Genomic DNA, 25,199 nt, shown 5'->3' with positions numbered 1-25,199 from the left:
GTCCTTATGTGTCTTGGTCCATGCCGATCAGGGCGAGTTTCTGCCGGAGGCTGCGCGCATCCATTTCTGCCATCGGCAGATTGGCAAAGCGGTCAATCCGGTTGTGAAGAATGCGGTAGGCCGCTTCGAAGGCCCGCGCGATCTCGGCGTCGGACCCGATGACGGCGGCAGGGTCCGGCAAGCCCCAATGGGCGCTGACCGGCTGCCCGGGCCAGATCGGGCAGGTCTCCGATGCGGCGGCGTCACAGACGGTAAAGATCAAATCCATCTTGGGCGCGTCGGGTGCGGCGAATTCGTCCCAGCTTTTGGAGCGCAGGGTATCGGTCCGGTAGTTGAGCCGGTCCAGCAGCGCGATGGCATGGGGGTTGGGCGTGCCGGTGGGTTGGGAGCCTGCGGAGTAGGCATGAAACCTGCCTTGTCCTTCGCGGCTGAGGATGGCCTCGGCAAGAAGCGACCGGGCGGAATTGCCGGTGCAAAGAAAGAGGACATTCTTGATGTTGTCGGACATGGGGCAGGTACCGTTGGTCAGCAGGGACAGGCGATTTCGCGGATAAGCGGTTGGCAAAGCGCGGGATTTCCGCCGCAGCAATCCTCCATCAGGAAACCCAGAAGCCCACGTATCCCATTGAGATCAGCGAAATAGCGGATCGAGCGGCCCTCGCGGCTGTTGCGCAAAAGGCCTGCCTGGGTGAGGACCGAGAGATTGGCGGACATAGTGTTCTGTTTCACGTCAAGATGGGTCGCGATGTCGCCCGCGGTCATCCCGTCCGTTCCGGCCCGTACCAGCAAACGGAAGGCGTCCAGACGTGTGGGTTGCGACAGGGCCGAAAAGGCCGCGAGAGATTCTATCTTATCCATATATCATGAATTATGGATATATTTTTGACGGGTCAAGCGTTCGCCGCGTACCTTGTGTAAAAGTTACGAAAAAACGCTGCGGTTCCGGCGCGACAAACGGGTTTATTGCCCCACCAGAGTGTCGAGAAACTGTTGATCCGATGCGCGACCGGTGATGTCGATCAGGATCCCCGACAGATCCCCCGCGCTATCTTTGGTCCAGACCGCCTTCAGCGCCCCGTCCTGCTTGGTTTCTACGGCAAGCACCGGCAGATCATTTGGCGGCACCTCGAGCCAGATCGCGGCGAAGCCAAAGTTCTGAACATGCGGCAGAAAGAACTCGAAACTGTCAGGGACCGTAGGCAGGTTCAGATCACCGATATCGGCGATGGCTTGCCCCGTGGCCAAGTCTCCCAGGGCGAAATACGCGCTGTCAGTGCCAAAGTCTATGTGGTCACCAACCGTGACCGGGAGGGTGCCGTTTGCTTCGAGCCAGACGGCATGGACCTGCTCATCGTTGTTGGAAACCAGAAGCCATACATCAAGCCGTGCCACCGGAACGGTCTTTGCGCCACGCAGATGATAGTCGTCGCCCCATGACGGATCACCGATAAAGATCGTTCCGCTTGGCAGGTCGAGTTGGCCCGAAGGCTGCCACTTGGCCGAATGTTCGGAGGTTGCGAGAATCCAGTTCCTGCCCGCGTCGGGTTCGGCTTCGGCCTTCGCGGAAACCGGGAGGAGAGAAAGAAGTGCCGTTACCAGAGATGCCATTTTCAACACGTGATTCTCATCCTTAGCAATACGCGAAACCACTTCTGTGTCCCTCGGGCGGAGGTTGCTGAACCCGCCCTGAGGTGAGTTAGTTCGCGAGGCGCACCAGGGCGTGGCGCTTTTTGCCGGCGCTCAGTTTGATAGGCGACGACAGGGCCGCCGCGTCGATCATTAGCCCCGCATCGGTCAGGGGCGCATCGTCCAGGCGGGCGCCATTCTCAGATATAAGGCGTTTGGCCTCTTTGCCGGATTTGGCGAGGCCGGACTTCACAATCAGTTGCACGACCGAAATGCCATCGCCCAGATCGGATGCCGAAAGTTCGATTGTGGGAAGGTCGTCGCCCACACCGCCCTTTTCGAACACTTCGCGCGCGGTGGCCTCGGCGGCCTGGGCCGCTGCCGCGCCGTGCAGGAGGCTGGTGACCTCATTGGCGAGGATGATCTTGGCCTCGTTGATCTCGGATCCTGCCAGCGCGCCAAAGCGGTTGCACTCGTCCAGCGGCAGCTCGGTGTAGAGCTTGAGGAACCGGCCCGTGTCGGCATCGGTCGTGTTGCGCCAGAACTGCCAGAATTCGTAGGGGCTGAGCATGTCGGCGTTGAGCCACATCGCGCCGCCCTGGCTCTTGCCCATCTTCTTGCCGTCAGACGTGGTCAGCAGGAGCGAGGTCAGGCCAAAGACCTCCTGGTCGATCACCCGACGCGTCAAGTCGATCCCGTTGACGATGTTGCCCCATTGATCGCTGCCGCCCATCTGCAAGCGGCAGCCATAGCGGCGATTGAGCTCCATGAAGTCATAGGCCTGCAGGATCATGTAGTTGAATTCGAGGAAACTGAGCGATTGCTCGCGATCGAGCCGGGATTTGACCGATTCAAACGACAGCATCCGGTTGACCGAGAAATGCCGCCCGATGTCGCGCAGGAAATCGAGGTAGTTCAACCCATCGAGCCATTCGGCATTGTTGAGCATGATCGCGTCGGTTGGGCCGTCGCCATAGTCGAGGTATTTTGCAAACACCTGCTGCATGCCGGCGATGTTGCTGTCGATCTGCTCTGGGCCTAAGAGGGGACGCTCGTCGGACCGGAAACTCGGGTCGCCGACCTTGGTGGTGCCGCCGCCCATGAGCGTGATCGGTTTATGGCCCGTCTTCTGCAGCCAGCGCAGCATCATGATGTTCAGCAGATGACCCACATGAAGCGACTGCGCCGTGGCGTCATAGCCGATATATGTTGGCACGACCCCCGCCAGCATCGCGTCATCCAGCCCTTGGTAATCGGTGCAATCGGCGAGGAAGCCGCGGCTGATCATGACATTCATGAATTCCGATTTGGGGTGGTAGGTCATTGTGCTTGTCCGATGCTGATTTGCCGGGCATGTATAGGCAGGGTTTTCACGAAGGAAAAGGCCATGTTGAAGGCAGGGCGCATCTGGGCACTGGGGGCGATGTCGGGGACGTCGCTTGACGGGGTCGATGCGGCGATGGTCGAGACCGATGGCGAGGTGATCCACGCCTTTGGTGACAGCACCTATCGTGCCTACACGCCCGACGAGCAAGCCACCCTGAGGTCAGCACTTGGGCTCTGGCCGGGGGATGATATCGCCACGGCTGCCAGCGTGGTGCAGGCCGTGCATGAGGAGGTGCTTTCGGGTTTCAAAAGCGCCGGGCTTGTCGGGTTTCACGGTCAGACGCTTGCGCATGAACCGGGCGGGCGCGGCACGCATCAGGTGGGCGATGGGGCGGCACTGGCCCATGCGCTGGATCTGCCGGTGGTCTGGGATTTCCGGTCGGCTGATATGGATCTGGGCGGGCAGGGGGCGCCGCTTGCCCCGTTCTTTCATTTCGCCTGCGCCAAGTGGATCGGGGCCGAGGCGCCGATTGCCTTTCTGAACCTTGGCGGGGTCGGGAACCTCACCTGGGTCGATCCGCGCAAGGACCGCCCGGAAGAGGTGGGGGCGCTGCTGGCCTTTGACACGGGGCCCGCCAATGCGCCGATCAACGATCTGATGACGGCGCGGCGGGGGGAGCCGTTTGACCGCGACGGGGCGCTTGCGCGGCAGGGGACGGTGGCGCAGGGGGCGTTGGAGTTGTTCCTGCAGGAAAGTTACTTCGCGAAGATCCCCCCCAAATCCCTCGATCGGGATGCCTTTGCCGACATGATCGGCCTGGTGCACGAGCTGTCCGATGTCGATGCGGTCGCCACGCTTGCGGGGATGAGTGCCGCGGCGGTCTTGAAGGGCATGGAGCATTGCCCGTCCCCGCCTGCGCGCCTGTTGGTCACCGGGGGCGGACGCCATAACCCCGTCTTGATGGAGATGCTCCGGGTCAGTCTTGATTGCCCGGTCGATCCGGTCGAAGCGGTGGGGCTTGACGGTGACATGCTTGAAGCGCAGGCCTTCGCCCACCTGGCCGTGCGGGTGCTGCGCGGCTTGCCCACATCCTGTCCCGGCACAACAGGGGTGCGCGCGGCGGTTTCCGGCGGTATAGTCAGCAGACCGGGGGCAACAGAGAGGATCGCGTAATGGGGAACGTGATGTTTGACGGGGGCGCGGGCGGGGGCCGGCGCCTTGGAATGATCGTACTGAGCACGGATGAGACGCTGGAATACGAGGCGCGGCAGGTTCTGGAGGGGCGCGGCGTCAACCTGATGCACAGCCGGATTGAATCGCACCCGACGGTGACACCCTCATCGCTCAAGGCAATGGCGGAATTGATGCCGGAATCGGCGCGCCTTCTTCCCGCGGAGTTGCGCGCAATTGCCTATGGCTGCACCTCTGCCTCAGTTTTCATCGGGCCGGACGGGGTCGAGCGCCAGGTACAAAGTGTTCAGTCGAATGTGCCGGTGACGAACCCGATCAGCGCCGTGATTGCCGCGCTCCAGGCGCTCAGGGTCAAACGGATTGGTTTGGTGACGCCCTATACCGCGGAGGTGGCCGCGCCCATGCGGGCATTCCTGGCGGATCACGGGATCGAGACGGCGCAGGAGTTGAGCTTTGGCGAGGCCGACGATCGGCAGGTCGCGCGGATTGCGCAGCGGTCGACCTTGAAGGCGATGTTGGAGGTTGGACGGGCCGAGGGCGTTGAGGCGGTCTTTGCCAGTTGCACCAATCTTGGCAGTTTCGAGGTTATCGACCATGCCGAGGATGAATTGTCGATGCCGGTCATAAGTTCGAACCTGGCTTTGATCTGGCATCTGCTCAAGAAAGCGGGCATTCCGGCCACAGGGTGGGGTCCGGGGCGCCTGTTCCAGATATAGAGGATGCGATGACCGATGAGACGTTGAAGCCGGCAACGGTCGCGGCCCGTGCGGCCGGGGCCATCGACGCGGCAAGTGCCGGGGTGACACCGGGCATTCATCTTGCCACGACCTATTTGCGCGGGGCCGAAAACGATCTGCTGCGCGACGACAACACCTATGGCCGTGACCACAATGACACGGTGCGTCAGGCCGAAGAGGTGCTGCGCCAGTTGGAGGGCGCCGCCCAGACGCGACTTTTCCCAAGTGGCATGGCGGCGATCGCGGCACTGTTTCGGACGGTCCCAGGCGGGGGTCGCGTGGTGGTGCAATCGGGAATCTACTGGGGGGCAACGGCCTGGATCCGGCGTTTCTGCACCCGTCGCGGGATCACGCTGAACGAGGTGGATGCCGCCGACGGGGCCGCGCTTGAGGCGGCATGCGCGTCTGCCGCCGATCTGATCTGGATCGAGGTGCCGTCCAACCCTTGGCTGAAAGTGGCGGATATCGCCGCCGCTGCGCGGTTGGCCCGGGACGCCGGGGCGATCCTGGCGGTGGATGCCACCGCGGCGACACCGGTCCTGATGCGCCCGCTGGAGCTCGGCGCGGATATCGTCATGCATTCGGCGACGAAGGCGATCAACGGGCATACGGATGTGCTGGCCGGTGTGTTGTCCTGCGCTGATCCCGAAAACGCGGTGTGGCAGGCGATCCTGGATGATCGCCATGGGGCCGGGGCAATCCTCGGGCCGTTCGAGGCATGGCTTCTCCTGCGGGGTATGCGGACATTGCCGCTCCGGATCGAACGGATGTGCCGCAATGCGCAGGCAATCGCCGAGTTCCTGATCTCACATGACGCTGTGGAAAGCGTCTTGTATCCCGGCTTGCCCGAGCACGAGGGTCATGAGGCGGCAGCCCGGCAGATGGTGGGCGGCTATGGCTACCTGATGTCCGTGCTGGTGCGCGGCGGACGCGAGGCGGCATTGGCGGCGTCAGGGCGGCTCCGGCTGATCCATCGGGCCACGTCGCTTGGGGGCGTTGAAAGCCTGGTGGAGCATCGGCACACCGTCGAGCCGGACACGGGTATTCCGGATAACCTCCTGAGGATTTCAGTGGGGATCGAGCACGTAGATGATCTGATCTCCGATCTTGATCAGGCACTGCGCGGATAGACCGTTACCAAAATGGGTGCGCTTGCGCGCACGCTTGATATCTCGTCATCCGCCTCCGGCTTCTTCCTCGGGCCGCCAGCCGCAATTGGCCCGATCCGTTTCGTGCGATTTCGACTGTGACTTGCGGCGCGCAAGCGCACAATATCGAGCGTGAGCGTAGCGAACTCAATTTGGTAGCTTGTCAACCTGCTGTGCCTTTCCAGATCCAGCCGCCGCCGAGGATGCGGCTGCTGTCGGTCTCGTAGAAGACGCAGGCTTGTCCCGGGCTAACGCCCTCTTCGGGGGTGAGCAGTTCAACCTCGGCCTCGCCATCCGAGATGGGGCGGATGATTGCCTCCCGCGGCGGACGGGTGGAGCGGACCTTTACCGACACATGCCATTCCATTTGGTTTGTCATGGCCACATCGCCTAGCCAGTTGATCTCCCGGACCGGAATGGTGCGGGTGGCCAGATGTTCCTTGGGACCGACGATGACCTGTTTTTTGTCGACATCGAGTTTGACCACGTAGAGCGGATCGGCAAGGCCACCGATCCCAAGGCCCCGGCGTTGTCCAATCGTATAGTGAATAACGCCGGTATGGGTGCCCAGGACATTGCCATCGATATCGACAATGTCACCGGGTTCCGCGGCTCCGGGGCGCAGTTTTTCGATAACGCTCGCGTAGTTACCGTTCGGCACGAAGCAGATGTCCTGGCTGTCGGGTTTGTCCGCGACACTAAGCCCGTATTTCGCCGCCAATTCGCGGGTCGCTGCCTTGGACGGCAGGTGTCCGAGCGGGAAGCGCAGGTAGTCCAGTTGCTCCGGTGTCGTGGAGAAAAGGAAATAGCTCTGGTCCCGCGCTGCATCGGTGGCGCAGTGCAATTCGGGGCCGTGAGTGCCCAGTTTGCGCTGAATGTAGTGGCCGGTCGCCATGCAATCGGCCTCTAGGTCCCGGGCCGTCTCCAGCAGGTCCTTGAACTTTACCCGCTCATTGCACCGGATGCAGGGCACAGGCGTCGCACCGGCCAGGTAGCTGTCGGCGAACTCGTCGATGACCGCGTCCTTGAAGATGTTCTCGTAATCGAGCACGTAATGCGGAAAGCCCATCTCTTCGGCAACACGGCGGGCATCGTGGATGTCGACGCCTGCGCAACACGCACCTTTCTTGGCCAACGCCGCCCCGTGATCGTAGAGCTGCAGCGTCACGCCCACCACGTCATAGCCTTCCTCGGCCAGTTGCGCCGCCACGACCGAGCTGTCGACGCCACCGGACATGGCAACGACCACGCGCGTCTCGGCGGGCGGCTTGGCGAAACCAAGCGAGTTCAAAGGGTGTTCGAGGGGCATGTCGGCGCTCCGGATGAATTCACGCGGAATATAGGAAAATCCTAATTACTCTCAAGGGCCAGTTTCACCGCGTGTTAAGCCACAGCCGTCACATTTACCACTCTTCATGATGAGGTGAGAGTGATGTTTTTGAAGAAAGTCGAAGGGCCACGGGCCGTGACATTGCCCGATGGTCAGATCATGACCCAGGCAGATCTGCCACCTGCCGACACGCGCCGTTGGGTGGCGTCGCGCAAGCTGGCGGTGGTGCGTGGCGTGGCCTACGGGCTGATTCCGCAATCCGATGCGCTTGCGCGCTATGGTCTGAGTCGCGAGGAGTTTTACGAGTGGGTTTCTGCGGTTGAGGCTCATGGTGAGGAGGGTTTGAAGGTCACGCTTCTCAAAACTTATAGACAACCTTAAGTAGAATTCGCATTATGTTCTGCATCGGTAACCTGTGGTTAACCAATTTTAGCCAGTGTTTGGTCAGGCAACCAAGATTTAACGGAGAAGAACATATGCGCGTGCTTTTGGTCGAAGATGATCCCACAACGTCAAAAAGCATCGAGCTGATGCTGACCCATGCCAATCTCAACGTCTACACGACCGATCTGGGCGAAGAGGGCATCGATCTGGCGAAACTCTATGATTACGATCTGATCCTTCTCGATCTTGGGCTGCCGGACATGAACGGCCATGATGTGCTCAGGCAGTTGCGCCTGGCGCGGATCGAAACGCCGATCCTGATCCTGAGCGGGGCCGATGACACGGAAAGCAAGATCAAGGGCTTCGGGTTTGGCGCCGATGATTACCTGACCAAGCCTTTCCATCGTGAAGAGCTGGTGGCGCGCATTCATGCGATCATCCGCCGATCCAAGGGGCATTCGCAATCGGTCATTAAGACCGGCAAGATCAACGTCAATCTGGATGCCAAGACCGTCGATGTGGACAACAAGACCGTGCACCTGACCGGCAAGGAGTACCAGATGCTGGAACTTCTGAGCCTGCGCAAAGGTACGACGCTGACCAAGGAGATGTTCCTGAATCATCTCTATGGCGGGATGGATGAGCCGGAACTGAAAATCATTGACGTCTTTATCTGCAAGCTGCGCAAGAAACTGAGCGAAGCGACGGATGGGGACAACTACATCGAAACGGTCTGGGGCCGTGGTTACGTGCTGCGCGATCCTGAACCGAATGAAATGGACGACCAACGGGTTGCGGTAGGAGCCTGAGCAGAGCCCGCGGTTCGGGCGGGATGACCCGGACTGCGGGGAAAAACGAGATGACCGAGAGAGCCGGGTGTTTGCATATCTTCGTGCAGCGCCCGGTTTTCCTTTCCGCATTGGTACGTTGATCATCAGGTGTGAGCGGTTGTCTCGGCCAATGTTCCGACAGCTTGGTATAGCACACTGCATCTGATTCTAATCGAACGACGCAGTCTCGCCCTGAAGTCGAACGCGCCTTTCGATGCGCGATCCCTCGTATAAATCGCAAGATGCTGTAATCGCGGGAAGACGTGGGTCTGTTCCTGAGGGGCGCCAAAAAGGGCCGGTATTCCTTGTCAGCTAAGTCCACGGATTGTTTCGACAAGGGCGCGGTTGATCTGGCGCGGGCCGGTATCTTGGCGATTTTCATGGCGCCTGGCGCCGGGAACCCTGACACCCTCAAGACCGGTCAGGCGGTCCATGAACGCCTCGACATGATCCTCCCATCCGTCGCCCGCAATCAGAGCGGGGGAAAGCGCAATCACCATTTCGCCACCGCGCGGTGGGCCGCCATCGTGGTTGTCCCGTTCTGCGGCCTCGAAGCTGAACGCCTCACCGGTCAGGCCTGCCGCCAAAAGTTCAACCATCAGCGCGATGGCCGATCCCTTGTAGCCGCCAAAGGGCAGCAGCACCCCCTCGGCGATCTTGGCGGGGTCCGTCGTTGCGTTCCCCTCCGCATCAAGCCCGGTCCCCAAGGGGACGCTCTTGCCATCCCGCGCGGCGATCTGCACATCGCCCATGGCCATCGCCGCCGTCGCCATGTCGTAGCAGACAGGCGGCTTGCCCGGGCGCGGCCAAGCAAAGGAAATAGGGTTGGTGCCGAAGAGCTTTTGCGTTGATCCCGCCGGCGCCACCATCGGCATATAGGCCGTGCAGGCGATCCCGACCAGACCGCGATCGGCCAGGTATTCCGTTTCGGGCCAGAGGGCTGCGAAATGGTGGATATTGGTGAGCGAGAGCGCGGCGACGCCGACCTCTGCTGCCGCCTCGGCCAGAACCGGCAGGCCTGCTGCTTGCGCCATCGGGGCGAAACATCCGCCACCATCGACATGGACAATCGCCGCGGTCCGGCGGGTCACCACCGGCTGGGCCTTGCCATCAACCTTGCCGCTGCGCAGGGCCTTGACATATCCCGGGATGCGGAACAGCCCGTGAGAATGCGATCCGTCACGTTCGGCCCGTGTCACGATATCCGCCAGCGCATCGGCATTTGCCGTGTCGCACCCATTGGCCAGCATCACCGCGCGCGCGAGGTCATGAATTTCGTCGAGGGTCAGGCTGATCGTGGACATGGCAAGGCGTCGCTTTCTGCAGGTTTCCGCCGGTGATCCGACACCAGTCGACACCGATTGGCAAGCCACCTGCCGCATAAACTCTACGATGACGCGGCTTCGGTGTGCAGACAGGCTGGACCATGGCAGCGCCGGGGCCTATCACTTTGGCTAGGGGCACGCGGCGTGTCCCGGATTGATGACGGGGGATGCGTTGAGCGAGCAAGCCGCGGTTGAGACTTTGAGTGAAAACGAGGCGCAGGCCGAACTGGCCCGCTTGGCCGGGCTCCTGGCCGCCGCCAATCAGGCCTATCACGGCGCGGATGCCCCGGAGATTTCGGATGCCGAGTATGACGCGCTCAAGGCCCGCAATGCGGCGATCGAAGCGCGATTTCCCGCATTGAAACGTGCCGACAGCCCAAGCGAGCAGGTGGGTGCGGCCCCCTCGGACGGGTTTGCCAAGGTCACACACGCGGTGCGTATGCTCAGCCTCGGCAATGCCTTCGACGATGAAGACATCACCGAATTCGACGTCCGCATCCGCAAATATCTCGGACTCGTTGCGGATGCACCGCTCTCCTACACGGCGGAACCCAAGATTGACGGGCTGAGCCTGAGCCTGCGATATGAACAGGGTAAACTGGTGCAGGCCGCGACACGCGGCGATGGCAGTGTCGGTGAGAACGTGACCGCCAATGCCCGGACCATCGACGACATCCCCGAAGAGATCAGCGGCGCGCCCGACGTGCTGGAGGTGCGCGGCGAGGTCTACATGAGCCACGCGGATTTCGAGGACCTGAACACGCGGCAGGAGGCGAAAGGCGGCAAGACCTTCGCCAATCCGCGCAATGCCGCCGCGGGATCGCTCCGGCAACTTGATTCGTCGATCACCCGCGACCGCCCGTTGCGGTTTTTTGCCTATGCCTGGGGCGCGCTGTCGGAACCGCTGGCCGAGACCCAAGCGGCTGCCATTGAGCGGTTTGCCGGGTTTGGTTTCACCACCAATCCGCTTACCGCGCTTTGTGATGGTCCGGACGAGATGTTGGCCCATTATCGCAGGATCGAGCAGAAGCGCGCGACGCTGGGCTATGACATTGATGGTGTGGTCTACAAGGTCAACGATCTTGCGCTGCAGGGGCGGCTCGGGTTCCGCTCGACCACGCCGCGTTGGGCGATTGCGCATAAATTCCCCGCCGAGCTTGCCTGGACCCGGCTTGAGGCGATCGACATTCAGGTGGGGCGTACCGGCGCGCTCAGCCCGGTGGCGCGGCTGACCCCGGTGACCGTCGGCGGTGTGGTGGTCTCGAACGCGACGCTGCACAACGAGGATTACATCAAGGGTCTCGACAGCAAGGGAAATGAGATCCGCGATGGCAAGGATATCCGCGTGGGCGATTGGGTGCAGGTCTACCGCGCGGGCGATGTCATCCCCAAGGTGGCGGATGTGGACCTCGCAAAGCGCCCGGAGGGCACGGCGGCCTATGAATTCCCCGAAATCTGCCCCAAATGCCAATCCGACGCGATCCGTGAAGAGGGCGACGCGGTTCGGCGGTGCACCGGCGGGCTGATCTGTCCGGCGCAGGCGGTGGAGAAGCTCAAGCATTTCGTCTCACGCGCCGCGTTTGACATCGAAGGGCTGGGCGCGAAGCAGGTCGAACAGTTCTACGCCGATGGCTGGATCGCGGAACCCGCGGATATCTTCACGCTGCGGGAGCGGTTCGGCACGGGCCTGCAGCAGTTGAAGAACCGAGAGGGGTGGGGCGAGAAAAGTGCCACGAACCTCTTTGACGCGATTGATGAGAAGAAGACGATTGGCTTTGGGCGGTTGCTCTTTGCCCTGGGCATTCGTCATGTGGGCGAGGCTGCGAGCAACATGATCGCGCGTGTTTATGGCCGTTGGGACGATTTCACCGCGGCCATGGATGCGTCCGCGCCGCAGGAGGGGGCGGAATGGGACCGGCTTCTTGGTATTGATGGCGTCGGCGAGGTGATGGCGCGCTCGCTCGTGACCGCGTTTGCGCAGGATCAGGAGCGCGCGAGCATCGACAGGCTGACCGCCCATCTGACCGTCGAAGAGGCCGAACAGCCCGACACCGAGGGCAGCCCTGTCGCCGGAAAAACGGTGGTTTTCACCGGCACGTTGGAAAAGATGACACGAGCCGAAGCCAAGGCCCGGGCCGAGGCGTTGGGCGCCAAGGTTTCAGGCTCGGTTTCGGCCAAGACCGATCTGCTGGTGGCCGGTCCCGGCGCCGGGTCAAAGGCCAAGAAGGCCGCTGATCTGGGCGTCGAGACCATTGACGAAGATGGCTGGCTCGCCCTGATCGGAGACGCATGAGCGGCCGGCCCGAAATCCTGTTTCCGCTTTTTGCGGGGCTGGAAACGCTGACCGGTGTCGGCCCGAAAACCGTGCAAAACCTGGGTGCGCTCGACATTGCCAAGCCGCGTGACCTGATCTTTACCCTGCCACATTCCGGTGTGGACCGGCGCAAGCGAGAGACGGTGCAGGGTGCGGTTTTGCCCGGGGTGGTAACGGTCGAGGTCGAGGTCGGCAATCACCGCGCGCCGTCCCGCCGGGGCGGCGCCTACCGCGTCGAGGCCACCGATGCGGCGACCACGTTCCAGATCGTGTTTTTCCATGCCCGCGATGAATATCTGCGGAAAATCCTGCCCGTGGGGTCGCGCCGGATCGTTTCGGGCAAGGTGGAGCTTTTCGATGGGGTGGCGCAGATGGTGCATCCCGATCATGTGCTGGAACCCGGCGAGGCCGGTGAGATCCCCGATTTCGAGCCGGTCTATCCGCTGACCGCCGGTGTGACGCAAAAGATGATGGGCAAGGCGGTCGCCTCCGCACTGACCCGCGTGCCGGACCTGGCCGAATGGATCGATCCGGCGCAAAAAGCACAGGCGGGGTGGCCCGATTGGCATGCGGCGCTGACCACGGCCCATGGGCCGGACGATATGGGGGATCTGAGCGCGGCGCATCCCGCGAGGGAGCGGCTCGCCTATGACGAGTTCATGGCGCATCAGATGACACTGGCGCTGGCCCGCTCGAAGCTGCGCCGGGCTGAGGGGCGCGAGACCGTGGGCACCGGCGATTTGCAGACCAAGGTGCTTGAGGCGCTGCCCTATGCGTTGACCGGTGCGCAGACCCGCGCGATTGCCGAGATTGCCGCCGACATGGCGCAGCCCACCCGCATGAACCGGCTGTTGCAGGGTGACGTGGGCGCGGGCAAGACGCTTGTTGCCTTGAAGGCGCTTTTGATCGCGGTCGAGGCGGGCGGGCAGGGGGTGATGATGGCCCCCACCGGCATTCTGGCGCAGCAACATCTTGAAGGGTTGAGACCTTTGACCGATGCCGCGGGCGTGGTCATCGAAATCCTGACGGGCCGCGACAAGGGGCGCGAACGACAGGCCAAGCTCGACGCCTTAGCCCGCGGCGACATCCAGATCCTCGTCGGGACCCACGCGGTTTTTCAGGCCGATGTGGTTTTCGCCGACTTACGCCTTGCCATTGTGGACGAACAACACCGGTTTGGCGTGCGTCAACGGTTGGAGCTCGGCAAGAAAGGCGCGCAGGCGGATGTGCTGGTGATGACGGCCACGCCCATTCCGCGCTCACTTGCCCTTGCGCAATATGGCGACATGGATGTGAGCGTGCTTGATGAAAAGCCCCCGGGGCGGCAACCGATCACCACCGCGCTCGTGAACATGGGCCGGATGGATGAGGTGGTGGATCATCTGCGCAAAGCGGTGGCCGAGGGCAAGCAGGCCTACTGGGTCTGTCCGCTGGTTGAGGAGAGCGAGGTTGTGGACCTGAGCAGTGCCGAGGAACGGTTCAAACGATTGCGCGCAGCTCTTGGTGAAGGTGTCGTTGGCTTGGTCCATGGCCAGATGCCGCCCGAGCAGAAAGACGCGGCGATGGGCGCGTTTCAACGGGGGGAAACCGCCGTGCTTGTGGCCACGACGGTGATCGAGGTGGGCGTTGACGTGCCGAAAGCGTCAATCATGGTGATCGAGCGCGCCGAGAGTTTCGGGTTGGCCCAGTTGCACCAACTGCGGGGGCGCGTGGGGCGGGGGTCTGCGAAATCGACCTGTCTGCTGATGTATCAGGCCCCGTTGAGCGAGGGGGGTGAGCGCCGCCTGACCACGATGCGCGATACCGAGGACGGGTTTGAGATCTCGGAAGTCGATCTCGACATGCGCGGTGCCGGAGACCTGATCGGCACAGCGCAATCTGGCCTGCCGCGGTTCCGAGTGGCCGATATGGAGGCGCAGGCAGCGTTGATGGCCGTGGCGCAGACCGACGCCCGCAAGCTCCTGCTGGATGACCCCGACCTGACGAGCGAGCGGGGGCAGGCGGCACGTGTCTTGCTGTGGCTGATGGAGCAGGATCAGGCAATCCGGCTGATTTCGGTCGGTTAAGAGGCCTGGCTCGACACGCTGCCCTGTTAACGTGTTCCGGTCCAGAGGGCAATTTTTTGGTTTTGATTTCAGCGGTTTGGGCGACATTTGCACTTTTTGTTCACGAATGTTCTTAAAAAGTTCTTTACAAACTCTTTCCAAAATGAGAACAAAGAGGCAACAAATACATACCGATCAAGACCCCGAGGACCCCGCCATGATGCACCAGATCAAAACCGCCGCCATCCGCTCCAGTGAGACGCTTCTGGGCGACGCTATTGGCGCTGCTGCATTGATGGTGATGCTGCTCGGTGCGCTTTACCTGCCTGGTTTGATCTGAATTTCAAGTTTCTGCCTGCGACGTTCCGTTCCTGTCCGCCTTGTGCGTCTTCCTGTCCCAAATCGAAGTGACGCACCTGACATCTGCCTGTTCCATTGTCCCCGGGGCTTACCTCATCCCCCCGAAGGCCCGACAGGATCCCCCGGAACCCGCATTCCCTGACCGCCGCCGTTCTTGCCGGAACGCGCGGCGGCTTTTTTTGTGGGAGGTGGGGTCTGACCCGTGGACGAAGTTGCCTTCCAAGAGCAAGCTGCGGGGTTGCCAGACCGCGGGATGGCGATCAACCGTCGTCAAACGCACTTTATCTTTGCCAAGTCCGAAAAACCTCAATTCGGAGCGCAACCTACCCAAATCGCCAGCCCTTGCGGGCGGTCTGGCAATCGCGCGGCGGCCTGCGGCCTTGATTCCGCGCGGGCGGAAACGCGCACCGTCCGCATTGGGGGCAAACCGGTCAAACAGTCATTGATCGCGAAAATGTTTTAGAACATAGACCCGAATGGCGGATGCAAGGCCGATATCTGGGCCTCGAGCTGTATCAATTTCTGCCGCTAAGACGTTGATAGGAATTTCCTTTTCTTGGGCAATGTCCCGAAAGGCCCGCCAGAATTCATCCTCCAATGACACGCTGGTGCGGTGGCCGCGCAGGGTCAGGGAATGTTTGACGGGCCGTCCGCTCATTTATCGCGCTTGTGCTGATCGAGGCGGGAAATGGCCTTGTCCGCACGGGCCTTGGCGATGTCCTTCTCGGCCTTGGTCCGGCCGAATTTCACCGCGTTCTGATCCGCCCGCGCTTGTCTGTCGGCCCGCGCGCGGGCCTTGCGAAACCGGTTCAGATTAACCGGGTCGGCCATTACTTGGGGCCGACCATGTTTTCAGGGCGCACAACCCGGTCAAATGTCTCTTCGTCCACGAAACCGAGGGCAATCGCTTCTTCCTTGAGGGTGGTGCCGTTCTTGTGGGCGGTCTTGGCCACGGTTGTTGCGTTGTCATAGCCGATCTCGGGCGCGAGCGCCGTGACCAGCATCAGCGATTCCCGCATCAGCTTGTCGATCCGCGTCTCATCCGCCTTCAACCCGTCGATCAGATTATCGGTGAAGGCGCTGGCCGCATCCCCCAAAAGCTGCATGGATTGCAAGACGTTATAGGACATCATGGGTTTATAGACGTTAAGCTCGAAATGACCCTGCGATCCGGCAAAGCCGACGGCGGCATCATTGCCCATCACATGGGCACACACCTGCGTCAGCGCCTCGCATTGGGTCGGGTTGACCTTGCCGGGCATGATCGACGACCCCGGCTCGTTTTCCGGCAGGATCAACTCGCCAAGGCCACAGCGCGGACCCGACCCCAGAAGCCGGATATCGTTGGCGATCTTGAACAGCGAGGCCGCTACGGTTTTCAAAGCGCCGGAGATTTCGACCATCGCGTCATGGGCGGCCAATGCCTCGAACTTGTTGGGCGCAGTGACGAAGGGCAGGCCAGTGATTTCGGCCATGTTGGCCGCGACCATCTTGTCCCAGCCCTTGGTCGTGTTGAGGCCGGTGCCGACTGCGGTGCCGCCCTGCGCCAACTCATAAATCCGTCCCAAAGCGTCCTTGACCCGTGCGATCCCCATCTTGACCTGATGACTGTAGCCGGAGAACTCCTGGCTCAGCGTGAGGGGCGTGGCGTCCTGCGTATGGGTGCGGCCGATCTTGATGATGCCGTCGAATTGCTGAACCTTCTGGTCAAGCGCCGCGTGCAGCTTGGCCAGGCCCGGCAGCAGTACGTTATGCGCCGTCATCGCCGCCGAAATGTGCATGGCGGTGGGGAAGGTATCGTTGGATGACTGCCCCATGTTGCAGTGATCGTTCGGGTGCACCGGGTCCTTGGAGCCGATCACACCGCCCAGGATTTCAATGGCGCGATTGGCGATCACTTCGTTGGCGTTCATGTTCGATTGGGTGCCGGATCCGGTCTGCCAGACGACCAGCGGGAAGTTGTCGTCGAGTTTGCCTTCCACCACCTCTCCGGCGGCCTCGACAATGGCACTGCCGCGCTCGGCATCGAGCTTGCCCAGCTCGATATTGGCCTGGGCGCAGGCCTTCTTGATGACCCCTAGGGCGCGGACGATGGCCACGGGCTGTTTTTCCCAGCCGATGGGGAAGTTCATGATCGAACGCTGCGTTTGCGCGCCCCAGTATTTATCCGCCGGAACTTCGAGGGGGCCAAAGCTGTCGGTTTCGGTGCGGGTCTGGGACATGGCAGTGCTCTCCTTGGTGTTGTGGGAGTGTCATACCTTACGGAGAAGAAAGTTCAATGCGACAAGCGGGAAGAGCGTCGCATTCGCCGCCGCGAACGCGGTCGGGGTGCGTTACTTGCGGAAACTGTCGAGGCTGACAACATCCGCTTCGGGCTTGTCGTCCTCGGGAGCCTCTTCGGGTGCTGGCGGCTCCTCTTCGGCGTCGTCGGCGCTTGTCTCCTCGGGTTCCTCTTCCTGCGTCTCGAAACGCAATCCGAACTCGACCGATGGGTCCACAAAGGTCTCGATGGCGTCATAGGGAACATGCAGATGTTCGGGCGCATCGCCAAAGTTCAACGTGACCGAAAAGCCGGTATCCGTGACCTCGAGATTGTCGAACCAGTGCTGCATCACCACCGTCATCTCGCTCGGGTAGCGTTCGCGCAGCCAGTCGGCCAGTTGCGCGTCCGGGTGGGTCGTGTCGAAGGTGATGAAGAAATGATGCGCGCCAGGCAGACCATTGTCGCGGACGTCGTTCAGAACGTCCTGTATCAGGCCACGCATGGCCCGGTGCATCAGGTTTCCATAATCTATCGAGCGAGACATCTTGTTCCCCGGCTGCCTGAGGTTTCAGCATAGGGGATTCGAAACAAAACGAAAGGCCTGCCGGGCGAAAGATCAGGCGAAAAAATGCGCGATACCTGCGGCCATGGCCATGAGGGCCAGAACCGTCAGCATGGGCAGGCGCAGCAGCAGGAACAGCCCGCAGGCAAGGGCCACAAAACTGGCGTTGAGGGCGCGGAAACTGGACAGATCGGGCAGTGGGCCAAAGGCGCCCTGGCCGACCTCGGCAAAGAGGACATGCAGGGCAAACCAGACCGACAGGTTCAAGATCACCCCGACCACGGCCGCCGAGATCGCCGCCAGAGCGCCCTTGAGGCGGGGCCGGGCGAGGATGTTTTCGACATAAGGCGCGCCCGCGAAAATCCAGAGGAAACAAGGCATGAACGTCACCCAAAGGGTCAGAAGTCCCGCCGCCAGCGCCAGCATGACGCCGCCTTGCTGGAACCCGGCCAGAAGGCCCACGAATTCCGTGACGAGGATCAGCGGGCCGGGGGTTGTTTCTGCCAGGCCAAGCGCGTCGATCATCTGCTCGGTGGTGAGCCAGCCATGGGTCTCGACCGCGGCCTGGGTCATATAGGCCAGAACCGCATAGGCCCCGCCGAAGGTGACCACCGCAAGTTTGCTGAAAAAGAGGCCGATTTGCGCGAGAAAATCCGCGTCCATGGCCCAGAGGATGAGCAGAGGGGCGAGCCAGAGCGCGCCCCAGATGCCAATCGTCCGGAGCGTGCCGGTGATGGGTGTTCTGGTTGCCCTCGCCGTGGCGGAGGTGTCGGTATTCCGCGGGGCTGCAAAACTTCCCCAAAGCGCCGCCGCCGCGATGATGGCGGGGAAGGGCACCGAAAGGGCAAAGATCGCAATGAAACCCAGGAGCGCCAGCGCCCAGCTATCCCAACCTTTGAGGGCCTTGCGCGACAGGTTCAAAAGCGCCTGGAACACGATGGCGATTACCGCGGCCTGCACCCCGACGAATAGTGCCTGCACAAGCGGCAGATCACCAAAATACGCATATCCAAGCGCCAGGCCGAGGATCACGAGTGCTCCGGGCAGGACAAAGAGAAGCCCGGCCAGCAGACCCCCCCGCACCCCATGAAGCCGCCAGCCCGCATAGGTGGCCAGTTGCATCGCCTCGGGGCCGGGCAGGAGCATACAGAAGGAAAGCGCGCCGAGGAATTGCTGCTCATTGAGCCATTTGTGGCGATCGACAAGCTCGGTATGCATCAAGGAAATCTGCGCCGCCGGTCCGCCGAAGGACAAAAGCCCGATGCGGACAAACACGCGAAAGAGGTCGGAAAGGGTCGGGTGCTGCATGGTTTTAGGCTGCCGCCGTTGGCCAGTCATGGCCCTCACCCGCACCATCGCGCGCCCATCGGTAGAGCGCGTCGTAGAAGGTCAGCCCGGCGCGGAGCTGCGCCTGATCGTCACGGTATTGACGCGACAGACCCACCGACAGGGCCAGCAGACCCGCCGATTGCGGGGTCAGGTCATGGCGGTTGGTGTCGGCGCCGCGGATCACATCGGCCAGACGCCGCAACGCTTCGGTGCCGAGGGCGAATTCATCAAGCATCGTGTCGAAGGTGCAGCATGCGCCCCGATGGGACCAGAAGACATCCTCGACATCAAACGGCGTGGCCCCGAAACGATCCGCCACCCCGGCCACCTCGGCAGGAGACACGAAAAGGAAACGCGCGCCGGGATCGACGAAGCGCCGGATCAACCAGGGGCAGGCGATCCGGTCGATCTTGGGGCGGTGGCGGGTCACCCAAAGGGTCGCGCCATCGACCGGCGCGGGCAGGGCGGCTGCAGGGGTGCGCGGCGCGCCTTTGGTGTCACGCCAGCCATACATGCCACCTGACAGGTATTCGGCAGTGACACCCTCGCTGCGGAGCCAGGCGGTCAGCCCCTGACTGAGCTTGATGCCCTTCTGGCAGACGATCACGCAGGGCCGGCCGTCGAGCCGTTTGATAAGGCCCGGAATATCCGTGTGCGGGTGACGGAAGGAACCGGGGATCAGGTGCGGATCGTCGCCGAAGTCGGGTTCGATGCGGATATCGGCAATGGCCGGGCAGTCGGGTGTGCCGATCAGGCGCAGAAGTTGTTGCGGGGTGATTTCGTTTGGGGCAGGCATGGGGCATCCTCTGGGTCAAATGAACAGTGGATGCGACTTTGGGCTGACGCCTCACGGGGGATGTCGCACAAGCACCCCATGGGCAATATCTGCAACGTGGACTTGCCTGAGTCAATCGCAGCTTTTCGATCTTCTGCTGAACTACCGCTTTGGGTCTTGGCGTTCGCGCCGCTGGCGAGAGGCCGCGAAGAGCGATCCACCTTAACGTCGAAACGCTCTATTTCTGAGCAGTCCCGAGAGCCTCTCCGCAAAGGCATTTCTGCATGGCATCGGCCGGAAGCACACCAAGCTGTTCGAAAAGGCCCATGAAATCTGCGTAGTTATGGGCCTGGACGATCTTGCCATCGACAATGCGGCACATGGCCAGCCCGAACATCTGCACCGGCTTTCCGGTTTTGCGGCACTTGGCGGAGACGTTCATCAAGAGCGAAACCTGGTTGCCGTTTTCCATGTACTCGTCGATGGAAATGCTGGTGTCGGTGATATGGGTCAGCAGCGCCCCCGCGAATGCTTTGAAATCAGCAGGACCGACATGGGGGGATTTCTCCAGGCCGTGCACCGGGGCATCCGCCGCCATCATGTCGTCAATCGCGCTCAGGTCTTCTTCAAGCCAGACGCGCCGAAACCAGGTCTCCAGAATGTCGCGGTTATTCATGATCCCTCCAAATGCCCAAACAATCGTCATAGCCTACCGCACCGGCGCAGGTTTTCAACGAAAGGTTGCTTTCCATCGGGAGGGGTTTGGAAGAGGAAAGTGCAGGCTTCTGTTGCCAGGTGCCTGCGAACCCCGCCTAACCTGGCTAGAGGCTAGGACTTAAGATCGGTTTTTCCGACTGCTTACGCAGCAAGAGCTACCGGAGCACGATTGTCATTTGCAATTGTACTGTTCGGACCGATAACGGTGGTTCCTCACCGGGACAAAGCTAACCCCTTTAGACGTTCGTCGATCCTATTTCGGCCCCGAAGCCCTCCAAATGAAAGGGGTTTTGGTGGAGCCGCCGGGTACCGCCCCCGGGTCCGATCCGCTTATTACGAGCGCGTTTATGTCCATAGTCCCGAAGGACATCCCTTATATAGGCAAGGCGACGGCGATTGCAAAGATGGGAAATCGGAAGGTGTTTCGGGCGAAAGGAGATGCGTTTATGCCCGCCTTGGGTCGTGGTCGGGTATTTTTGGAGGAAATAGTTGGTCAATTGTGAGATATCTGCGTGTTCGAGAGAGGTCTTGCGGTGTCGAATTTTTCAGAGCCCAAAGTTACAAGGTTGCCGCAAAGCCGCGAATGTCTGATCTGCTGCCAAAATGTGGTTTGTCGGCGACTACTCAGACTTATGGTCATCGTCGTCGGGTTCATGGGGGCGGCTGCCAATACGTTCAGAAAAGCGGAGCATGTACCCGTCGGGATCGAGAATTGCGAATTCCATGTAGTTTTCCATGCAGTCCGGACGCCAATACCAGATTGTATATGTCTCCACGAAAGGCTTGACACCTTTCGAGACCAGCCTGTCGTGCAGGCTTTGCACATCATCAACGAAAAAGCTGAAGTTGATACCTCGACCCAGTGGTTTTTCATAGGGGCCTGTTTCCCACGTTCCATGATAGTCAAAATGACTGATCATGATTTGGGATTGGCCAAACACGAGGTAGGCGTGAGTACTTCCTTCCTTATGTTGACCAACGGAGAAGCCGACCTTGTCTGTGTAGAACGCCAGGCTTTCATGAAAGTCGTGGCACCATAGTTCTGCGACGACTGTGCCGAGTTGTTGGAACTGCATTCTACCGACCTCTTCCTTACATGTGGCTTGAGCCTACAGGACGAGACAAAGGCAGGTCGAACGAAAATGCCCAATGACTGCTTGGAGCCCAATGCGGACATTCGGGGTTTCCGCCCGCGCGGAATCAAGGCCGCAGGCCGCCGCGCGATCGCCAGACCGCCCGCAAGGGCTGGCGATTTGGGTAGGTTGCGCACCGGTCAGAGGTTTTACAGACCTGGCCAGCATAAAGTGTAATCTACCAACGATGATCGCCACCCCGCGGTCTGGCAATCCCGCGGCTTTCTCTCAACCGGCCGCTTTGTCCGCAATGCAGACTTAAACCATCCGCATTCCTTGCCAAATTCGATCGATCGGCAACGAAAAACGGCGCCCCGAGGGGCGCCGTTCATGTGCTTGACTGCGAAGATCACTCTGCGGGCTGTTCGGCCACGCCGTGTTTATCCCGCAGGTTGTCGCGGTAGAGCGCCTTGGCCAGGGCGACGCACATCAGGCCCATCACCATGGTAAAGGGTAGCGCGCCGATGATCATCGCGTTCTTCAGCGCGTCCATCGGGTTGTTGTCCCCTGCTGCCAGGATCAGCGTGCCGATCACCAGGGTCAGGATAACACCCCAGATGATGCGGTGCTTGATGCCCGTCTCCTGGCTGCCGCCCGACATGATGGTGTTCATCACGAGGATCCCGGAGTCAGCCGAGGTCACGAGGAAGGTCATGATCAGGACCACGCACATGATGGTCAGCCCCGAGAGTAGGCCGCTGTCCAGCATCACGCCCAGTGTCGCGAAGAGCTGGTTGGTCTGCGATGCCCCGCTGATGGCACCCTCGGCCACGCCGCTGAGTTCAAGATCAATGGCCGTGCCGCCGAGGATAGTCATCCAGGCAAAGCAGACCATGGCCGGCGCAAAGACGCAGCCGACGATGAACTCGCGAACCGAGCGGCCCTTGGAGATGCGCGCCAGGAACAGGCCCACGAAGGGCGAGAACGCGATCCACCAGGCCCAGTAGAATGTGGTCCAGCCGGCCTGCCAGCCAAAGAGGCGGCCGTCGGTTCCGGCGGCATAGGCGGCGGTCAGGGTTGCATCATCCAGCTCCGCAGCGGCGCCTTCAAGACCGTCCTTGAACCCGGCAAAGCTGCCCCAGGCGTTTGTGGCACCTGCGCGCAATTCATCTGCAAGCGGCTTGGCAGCCTCGGGCAGGGCAGCGGCAAAGTCCGCGGCAGATTGCGGGCCGTAGGCGTTGAAGCTCAGCGAGACGAAGTTCAGGATGTAGTCCACGAAAGCCGAGCCATAGGTGGTCATCGCGAACCCGAAGGAGCCGAAGAAGACGAAGGTGAAAAGCAGGATCAGCGACAGAACCAGGTTGAGGTTCGACAAGTACTTAACGCCACGTCCGACACCAGAAACCGCCGAGATGATCGACATGCTCATGATCGCCAGCAGACCGGCAATCAGGCCCGCCTTAGACGGGGTCGGCACCTCGCCACCCATGTTCATGATCCATTCAACGCCGGTGATCGCATAAACCCCGTCGATGAACTGGCTCACGCCGAAGCCGATGGTGACCGAGACGCCCAGGATCGTGGCAACCACGCCCAGAACGTCGACGACATGGCCCAGGATACCATTGACCGCGCCGCCCAGAAGCGGCGTCAGTGCCGAGCGGATGGTCAGCGGCATGTCGCGGGTATAGGCGTAGTAGGCAAGGCTCAGGCCGGTGACCACATAGATCGACCAGGCGTGGAAACCGTAATGGGCGAAGGTATAGCGATAGGCGGATTTGACCGCTTCGGGGGTGGAGCCCTCGACCTCGCCGGCGACGGTGAGCGGGTTCGATCCCCACAGGCCCAGAGGCTCGGCCGTGGCGAAAACCATCAGGCCCACACCGAGACCGGCGCCGAACATCATCGAGAACCAGGAGAAGTTCGAGAACTCGGGTTTTTCACCGGGGGTGCCCATGATTTTCTTGCCCGACGGCATCACGGCCACGACAAAAAGGAAGAAAGCAAAGAAGCCGACAATGATGATGTAGAACTGGTTGAACCCTTCCAGCAGCTTCCAGTTGAGGCTGCCCAAGGTACCGTTCGCGTTTGCGGGGAAAATCAGCGCCCAGAGGACGAGCGCGACCATGATGCTTTTCGAGATCAGAGCGATCGGAAGGCTGTTGTCCTTGTAGAACCCTTCCGGCTGCTTCTTGATCTCCACATCCGTAAATGGAGGATTGATTGACATGACGTGTCCCTGTTTTCGTTTCCGTTAATGAGAAAGCTAACCGTTCGGATGGCCAAAAAAGTGCCAGTCCAACGAAATTTTCACGCGTAACTCCCCATTCCGGAGAGTCTCTCACGCGGCGGGGGGCGGGGTGGCGATAAATTACGACGTTGACTGGTTCTTTTGCGACGTGAAAAATTGAGAAGTCATTGGTTTGTCTTGCGAAATTCAATGAAACTTGAAGTCGTGACAGAATTTGCGAAATCCCGCCCCGGGATTCGGCGCCGTATGTTGCGGATGACGGGACCGGTTGCACGGGGCGTTGTTTTGCTGTTCTGTGGCGCGAAAGAGGCCAGGCGGAGGGGACCATCGTGACAGCAAAACTGGATAATGATTTCGTACGCGCGCAGTTCCCCGCCTTTGACGAGCCGTCGTTGCAGGGGCAGGCGTTTTTCGAGAACGCGGGCGGATCTTATACCTGCGGGCCTGTCATCGACCGGCTTGAGCGGTATTACCGGCAGCGCAAGGTGCAGCCCTATGCGCCCTACGGTGCCAGCCGTCTTGCCGGGGAAGAAATGGACGAGGCACGCAGCCGCCTCTCGGCCATGCTCGGTGTGTCGGAAGACGAGTTGAGTTTTGGCCCTTCCACGACGCAGAACACCTACGTGTTGGCGCAGGCCTTTCGGCAATGGATGGAGCCGGGCCAGGCCATCGTCGTGACCGATCAGGACCACGAGGCCAATTCCGGCCCCTGGCGACGCCTGGCCGATGACGGCATCGAGATCCGCGAATGGCAGATCGACCCGGAGAGCGGATTGCTCAACGTGGCTGACCTCGAGAACCTGCTGGATGAAAACGTGCGGCTGGTCTGTTTCCCGCATTGCTCGAACATCGTTGGGGCGCTGAACCCGATTGTGGAAATCACCGCCGCGGCCCATGCGGCGGGCGCGTTTGTCTGCGTCGATGGCGTCTCCTACGCGCCGCATGGGTTTGTGAATGTCGGCGATATGGGGCCGGATATCTATCTCTTCTCGGCCTACAAGACCTATGGGCCGCATCAGGGGTTGATGGTCATGCGCCGCGAGCTGGGGACGCTTCTGCCCAATCAGGCGCACTGGTTCAACGCCGACAGCCTCTACAAACGCTTCACGCCTGCGGGGCCGGATCACGCGCAGGTGGCGGCGTCGGCGGGGATGGCGGATTACTATGACGCGCTGGCCACCCATCACGGGATCACCGGTGAGGCGGCCGAGCGGACGCGCGGGGTGCATGACCTGATGCGCGGGTACGAGACACGGCTGTTGCAGCCGGTGCTGGATTACCTCGCTGAAAAGAACTCGGTTCGGCTGATCGGCCCGCGAGAGGCCGAGGCCAAGGCGCCCACCGTCGCGGTCGAACTGGCCGGTCCGGGCGAGGCGGCCGCAGAGAAGCTCGCGGCCCACGGGATCATGGCAGGGGGCGGCGATTTCTACGGTTCTCGCCCGCTCAAATCCATGGGCATCGACCTTGAGAAGGGCGTTTTGCGCCTGAGTTTCGTGCACTACACCTCTCCCGAGGAGGTGGACAAACTCCTGAATGCGCTCGACGACGTGCTCTGATCTTGTCGGGCGGGGCGGGCGCACTACCCTGAGCGGGGATCAAGACGAGGGCAGGG

General features: G+C 61.3%; 24 protein-coding genes and 1 other RNA gene. 9 read left to right on the top strand and 16 right to left on the bottom strand.

Annotated features, from left to right (window positions below):
• Positions 1-4: 4 nt before the first annotated feature.
• The 4 genes from RBB29_RS15120 to tyrS all read right to left on the bottom strand — a co-directional run bounded on the left by RBB29_RS15120 (position 5) and on the right by tyrS (position 2,950).
• Positions 5-508, bottom strand: coding sequence for an arsenate reductase ArsC (locus RBB29_RS15120; RefSeq protein WP_306114508.1), 504 nt, complete (start codon positions 506-508; stop codon positions 5-7).
• A gap of 17 nt (positions 509-525) precedes the next feature.
• Entirely contained in the window at positions 526-858 is a 333-nt protein-coding gene (locus RBB29_RS15115) for a helix-turn-helix transcriptional regulator (protein WP_306114507.1), read from the bottom strand.
• 102 nt (positions 859-960) lie between these two features.
• Positions 961-1,608, bottom strand: coding sequence for a hypothetical protein (locus tag RBB29_RS15110; protein ID WP_306114506.1), 648 nt, complete (start codon positions 1,606-1,608; stop codon positions 961-963).
• A gap of 88 nt (positions 1,609-1,696) precedes the next feature.
• Positions 1,697-2,950 (bottom strand): tyrosine--tRNA ligase, encoded by a 1,254-nt coding sequence (gene tyrS / locus RBB29_RS15105; protein ID WP_306114505.1) that lies wholly within the window; start codon positions 2,948-2,950, stop codon positions 1,697-1,699.
• A 63-nt stretch (positions 2,951-3,013) separates the two neighbouring features.
• Between tyrS and RBB29_RS15100 the strand changes: the two genes are divergently transcribed.
• Genes RBB29_RS15100 through RBB29_RS15090 form a run of 3 tightly spaced genes read left to right on the top strand, consistent with a single transcriptional unit; the run spans position 3,014 to position 6,011 of the window.
• Entirely contained in the window at positions 3,014-4,126 is a 1,113-nt protein-coding gene (locus RBB29_RS15100) for an anhydro-N-acetylmuramic acid kinase (protein ID WP_306114504.1), read from the top strand.
• Complete coding sequence (locus tag RBB29_RS15095) at positions 4,126-4,860, top strand: aspartate/glutamate racemase family protein (RefSeq protein WP_306121174.1); 735 nt, start codon at positions 4,126-4,128, stop codon at positions 4,858-4,860. The genes RBB29_RS15100 and RBB29_RS15095 overlap by 1 nt, the downstream gene beginning before the upstream one ends.
• 8 nt (positions 4,861-4,868) lie before the next feature.
• The gene (locus tag RBB29_RS15090) at positions 4,869-6,011 is read left to right on the top strand and encodes a PLP-dependent aspartate aminotransferase family protein (protein ID WP_306114502.1); all 1,143 of its coding nucleotides are present in this window, start codon (positions 4,869-4,871) and stop codon (positions 6,009-6,011) included.
• 181 nt (positions 6,012-6,192) lie between these two features.
• Here the strand turns inward: RBB29_RS15090 and mnmA are convergent, their stop codons facing one another.
• Positions 6,193-7,338 carry a tRNA 2-thiouridine(34) synthase MnmA gene (mnmA, locus tag RBB29_RS15085; protein ID WP_306114501.1) on the bottom strand — a complete coding sequence of 382 codons (1,146 nt, stop codon included), beginning with the start codon at positions 7,336-7,338 and terminating at the stop codon, positions 6,193-6,195.
• Between the two features lie 123 nt (positions 7,339-7,461).
• Here mnmA and RBB29_RS15080 point away from each other — a divergent pair, with 123 nt between their 5' ends.
• Both RBB29_RS15080 and ctrA read left to right on the top strand, forming a co-directional pair.
• Entirely contained in the window at positions 7,462-7,740 is a 279-nt protein-coding gene (locus RBB29_RS15080) for a DUF1153 domain-containing protein (protein WP_306114500.1), read from the top strand.
• Between the two features lie 95 nt (positions 7,741-7,835).
• Positions 7,836-8,552 (top strand): response regulator transcription factor CtrA, encoded by a 717-nt coding sequence (gene ctrA, locus RBB29_RS15075; RefSeq protein ID WP_306114499.1) that lies wholly within the window; start codon positions 7,836-7,838, stop codon positions 8,550-8,552.
• Positions 8,553-8,881: 329 nt separating this feature from the next.
• Here the strand turns inward: ctrA and RBB29_RS15070 are convergent, their stop codons facing one another.
• Complete coding sequence (locus tag RBB29_RS15070) at positions 8,882-9,877, bottom strand: Ldh family oxidoreductase (protein WP_306114498.1); 996 nt, start codon at positions 9,875-9,877, stop codon at positions 8,882-8,884.
• A gap of 178 nt (positions 9,878-10,055) precedes the next feature.
• On the opposite strand from RBB29_RS15070, the gene ligA reads away from it, so the two are divergent.
• The 3 genes from ligA (at position 10,056) to RBB29_RS15055 (ending at position 14,597) form a co-directional block, all read left to right on the top strand.
• Complete coding sequence (gene ligA, locus RBB29_RS15065; protein WP_306114497.1) at positions 10,056-12,191, top strand: NAD-dependent DNA ligase LigA; 2,136 nt, start codon at positions 10,056-10,058, stop codon at positions 12,189-12,191.
• Positions 12,188-14,278 (top strand): ATP-dependent DNA helicase RecG, encoded by a 2,091-nt coding sequence (gene recG, locus RBB29_RS15060; protein WP_306114496.1) that lies wholly within the window; start codon positions 12,188-12,190, stop codon positions 14,276-14,278. Before ligA ends, recG begins: the two co-directional genes overlap by 4 nt.
• A gap of 196 nt (positions 14,279-14,474) precedes the next feature.
• Complete coding sequence (locus RBB29_RS15055) at positions 14,475-14,597, top strand: hypothetical protein (protein WP_306114495.1); 123 nt, start codon at positions 14,475-14,477, stop codon at positions 14,595-14,597.
• Positions 14,598-15,056: 459 nt separating this feature from the next.
• On the opposite strand, the gene RBB29_RS15050 is transcribed toward RBB29_RS15055, so the two are convergent.
• The 10 genes from RBB29_RS15050 to RBB29_RS15005 all read right to left on the bottom strand — a co-directional run bounded on the left by RBB29_RS15050 (position 15,057) and on the right by RBB29_RS15005 (position 23,566).
• Positions 15,057-15,275: a ribbon-helix-helix domain-containing protein gene (locus RBB29_RS15050; RefSeq protein WP_306114494.1), complete on the bottom strand. Its 219-nt coding sequence runs from the start codon at positions 15,273-15,275 to the stop codon at positions 15,057-15,059.
• Positions 15,272-15,448 (bottom strand): DUF4169 family protein, encoded by a 177-nt coding sequence (locus RBB29_RS15045; protein WP_306114493.1) that lies wholly within the window; start codon positions 15,446-15,448, stop codon positions 15,272-15,274. The genes RBB29_RS15050 and RBB29_RS15045 overlap by 4 nt, the downstream gene beginning before the upstream one ends.
• Positions 15,448-16,839 carry a class II fumarate hydratase gene (gene fumC / locus RBB29_RS15040; RefSeq protein ID WP_306114492.1) on the bottom strand — a complete coding sequence of 464 codons (1,392 nt, stop codon included), beginning with the start codon at positions 16,837-16,839 and terminating at the stop codon, positions 15,448-15,450. The genes RBB29_RS15045 and fumC overlap by 1 nt, the downstream gene beginning before the upstream one ends.
• 111 nt (positions 16,840-16,950) lie before the next feature.
• Complete coding sequence (locus RBB29_RS15035; protein WP_306114491.1) at positions 16,951-17,424, bottom strand: SspB family protein; 474 nt, start codon at positions 17,422-17,424, stop codon at positions 16,951-16,953.
• Positions 17,425-17,496: 72 nt separating this feature from the next.
• The gene (gene chrA / locus RBB29_RS15030) at positions 17,497-18,750 is read right to left on the bottom strand and encodes a chromate efflux transporter (RefSeq protein WP_306114558.1); all 1,254 of its coding nucleotides are present in this window, start codon (positions 18,748-18,750) and stop codon (positions 17,497-17,499) included.
• A 4-nt stretch (positions 18,751-18,754) separates the two neighbouring features.
• A complete protein-coding gene (locus RBB29_RS15025; RefSeq protein ID WP_306114490.1) occupies positions 18,755-19,567 on the bottom strand; it encodes a sulfurtransferase/chromate resistance protein in 813 nt (270 codons plus the stop codon).
• A 217-nt stretch (positions 19,568-19,784) separates the two neighbouring features.
• Complete coding sequence (locus RBB29_RS15020; RefSeq protein WP_306114489.1) at positions 19,785-20,222, bottom strand: ester cyclase; 438 nt, start codon at positions 20,220-20,222, stop codon at positions 19,785-19,787.
• 98 nt (positions 20,223-20,320) lie between these two features.
• Positions 20,321-20,670, bottom strand: a transfer-messenger RNA (tmRNA) gene (gene ssrA / locus RBB29_RS15015).
• A gap of 213 nt (positions 20,671-20,883) precedes the next feature.
• Complete coding sequence (locus RBB29_RS15010; protein WP_306114488.1) at positions 20,884-21,339, bottom strand: VOC family protein; 456 nt, start codon at positions 21,337-21,339, stop codon at positions 20,884-20,886.
• A gap of 406 nt (positions 21,340-21,745) precedes the next feature.
• A complete protein-coding gene (locus RBB29_RS15005) occupies positions 21,746-23,566 on the bottom strand; it encodes a BCCT family transporter (protein ID WP_306114487.1) in 1,821 nt (606 codons plus the stop codon).
• Positions 23,567-23,916: 350 nt separating this feature from the next.
• Here RBB29_RS15005 and RBB29_RS15000 point away from each other — a divergent pair, with 350 nt between their 5' ends.
• Positions 23,917-25,143, top strand: coding sequence for an aminotransferase class V-fold PLP-dependent enzyme (locus RBB29_RS15000; protein WP_306114486.1), 1,227 nt, complete (start codon positions 23,917-23,919; stop codon positions 25,141-25,143).
• Positions 25,144-25,199 lie beyond the last annotated feature (56 nt).

Origin of the sequence: Roseovarius sp. MMSF_3359 (assembly GCF_030733385.1) — a bacterium.
Taxonomy (GTDB): domain Bacteria; phylum Pseudomonadota; class Alphaproteobacteria; order Rhodobacterales; family Rhodobacteraceae; genus Roseovarius.
Note: the sequence above shows the minus strand (reverse complement) of the source record. Positions and strands in the feature narration are given on the sequence as shown.

Excerpts from the sequence above, each read along its gene's own strand:
- RBB29_RS15010 (WP_306114488.1), bottom strand. The coding sequence starts at position 21,339 with ATGCAGTTCCAACAACTCGGCACAGTCGTCGCAGAACTATGGTGCCAC.
- RBB29_RS15070 (WP_306114498.1), bottom strand. The coding sequence starts at position 9,877 with ATGTCCACGATCAGCCTGACCCTCGACGAAATTCATGACCTCGCGCGC.
- RBB29_RS15090 (WP_306114502.1), top strand. The coding sequence starts at position 4,869 with ATGACCGATGAGACGTTGAAGCCGGCAACGGTCGCGGCCCGTGCGGCC.
- chrA (WP_306114558.1), bottom strand. The coding sequence starts at position 18,750 with ATGCAGCACCCGACCCTTTCCGACCTCTTTCGCGTGTTTGTCCGCATC.
- RBB29_RS15100 (WP_306114504.1), top strand. The coding sequence starts at position 3,014 with ATGTTGAAGGCAGGGCGCATCTGGGCACTGGGGGCGATGTCGGGGACG.
- RBB29_RS15050 (WP_306114494.1), bottom strand. The coding sequence starts at position 15,275 with ATGAGCGGACGGCCCGTCAAACATTCCCTGACCCTGCGCGGCCACCGC.
- RBB29_RS15120 (WP_306114508.1), bottom strand. The coding sequence starts at position 508 with ATGTCCGACAACATCAAGAATGTCCTCTTTCTTTGCACCGGCAATTCC.
- RBB29_RS15110 (WP_306114506.1), bottom strand. The coding sequence starts at position 1,608 with ATGGCATCTCTGGTAACGGCACTTCTTTCTCTCCTCCCGGTTTCCGCG.
- recG (WP_306114496.1), top strand. The coding sequence starts at position 12,188 with ATGAGCGGCCGGCCCGAAATCCTGTTTCCGCTTTTTGCGGGGCTGGAA.
- RBB29_RS15025 (WP_306114490.1), bottom strand. The coding sequence starts at position 19,567 with ATGCCTGCCCCAAACGAAATCACCCCGCAACAACTTCTGCGCCTGATC.
- RBB29_RS15045 (WP_306114493.1), bottom strand. The coding sequence starts at position 15,448 with ATGGCCGACCCGGTTAATCTGAACCGGTTTCGCAAGGCCCGCGCGCGG.
- RBB29_RS15055 (WP_306114495.1), top strand. The coding sequence starts at position 14,475 with ATGATGCACCAGATCAAAACCGCCGCCATCCGCTCCAGTGAGACGCTT.
- ligA (WP_306114497.1), top strand. The coding sequence starts at position 10,056 with ATGACGGGGGATGCGTTGAGCGAGCAAGCCGCGGTTGAGACTTTGAGT.
- RBB29_RS15115 (WP_306114507.1), bottom strand. The coding sequence starts at position 858 with ATGGATAAGATAGAATCTCTCGCGGCCTTTTCGGCCCTGTCGCAACCC.
- ctrA (WP_306114499.1), top strand. The coding sequence starts at position 7,836 with ATGCGCGTGCTTTTGGTCGAAGATGATCCCACAACGTCAAAAAGCATC.
- RBB29_RS15095 (WP_306121174.1), top strand. The coding sequence starts at position 4,126 with ATGGGGAACGTGATGTTTGACGGGGGCGCGGGCGGGGGCCGGCGCCTT.
- tyrS (WP_306114505.1), bottom strand. The coding sequence starts at position 2,950 with ATGACCTACCACCCCAAATCGGAATTCATGAATGTCATGATCAGCCGC.
- RBB29_RS15035 (WP_306114491.1), bottom strand. The coding sequence starts at position 17,424 with ATGTCTCGCTCGATAGATTATGGAAACCTGATGCACCGGGCCATGCGT.
- fumC (WP_306114492.1), bottom strand. The coding sequence starts at position 16,839 with ATGTCCCAGACCCGCACCGAAACCGACAGCTTTGGCCCCCTCGAAGTT.
- RBB29_RS15080 (WP_306114500.1), top strand. The coding sequence starts at position 7,462 with ATGTTTTTGAAGAAAGTCGAAGGGCCACGGGCCGTGACATTGCCCGAT.
- RBB29_RS15020 (WP_306114489.1), bottom strand. The coding sequence starts at position 20,222 with ATGAATAACCGCGACATTCTGGAGACCTGGTTTCGGCGCGTCTGGCTT.
- mnmA (WP_306114501.1), bottom strand. The coding sequence starts at position 7,338 with ATGCCCCTCGAACACCCTTTGAACTCGCTTGGTTTCGCCAAGCCGCCC.
- RBB29_RS15005 (WP_306114487.1), bottom strand. The coding sequence starts at position 23,566 with ATGTCAATCAATCCTCCATTTACGGATGTGGAGATCAAGAAGCAGCCG.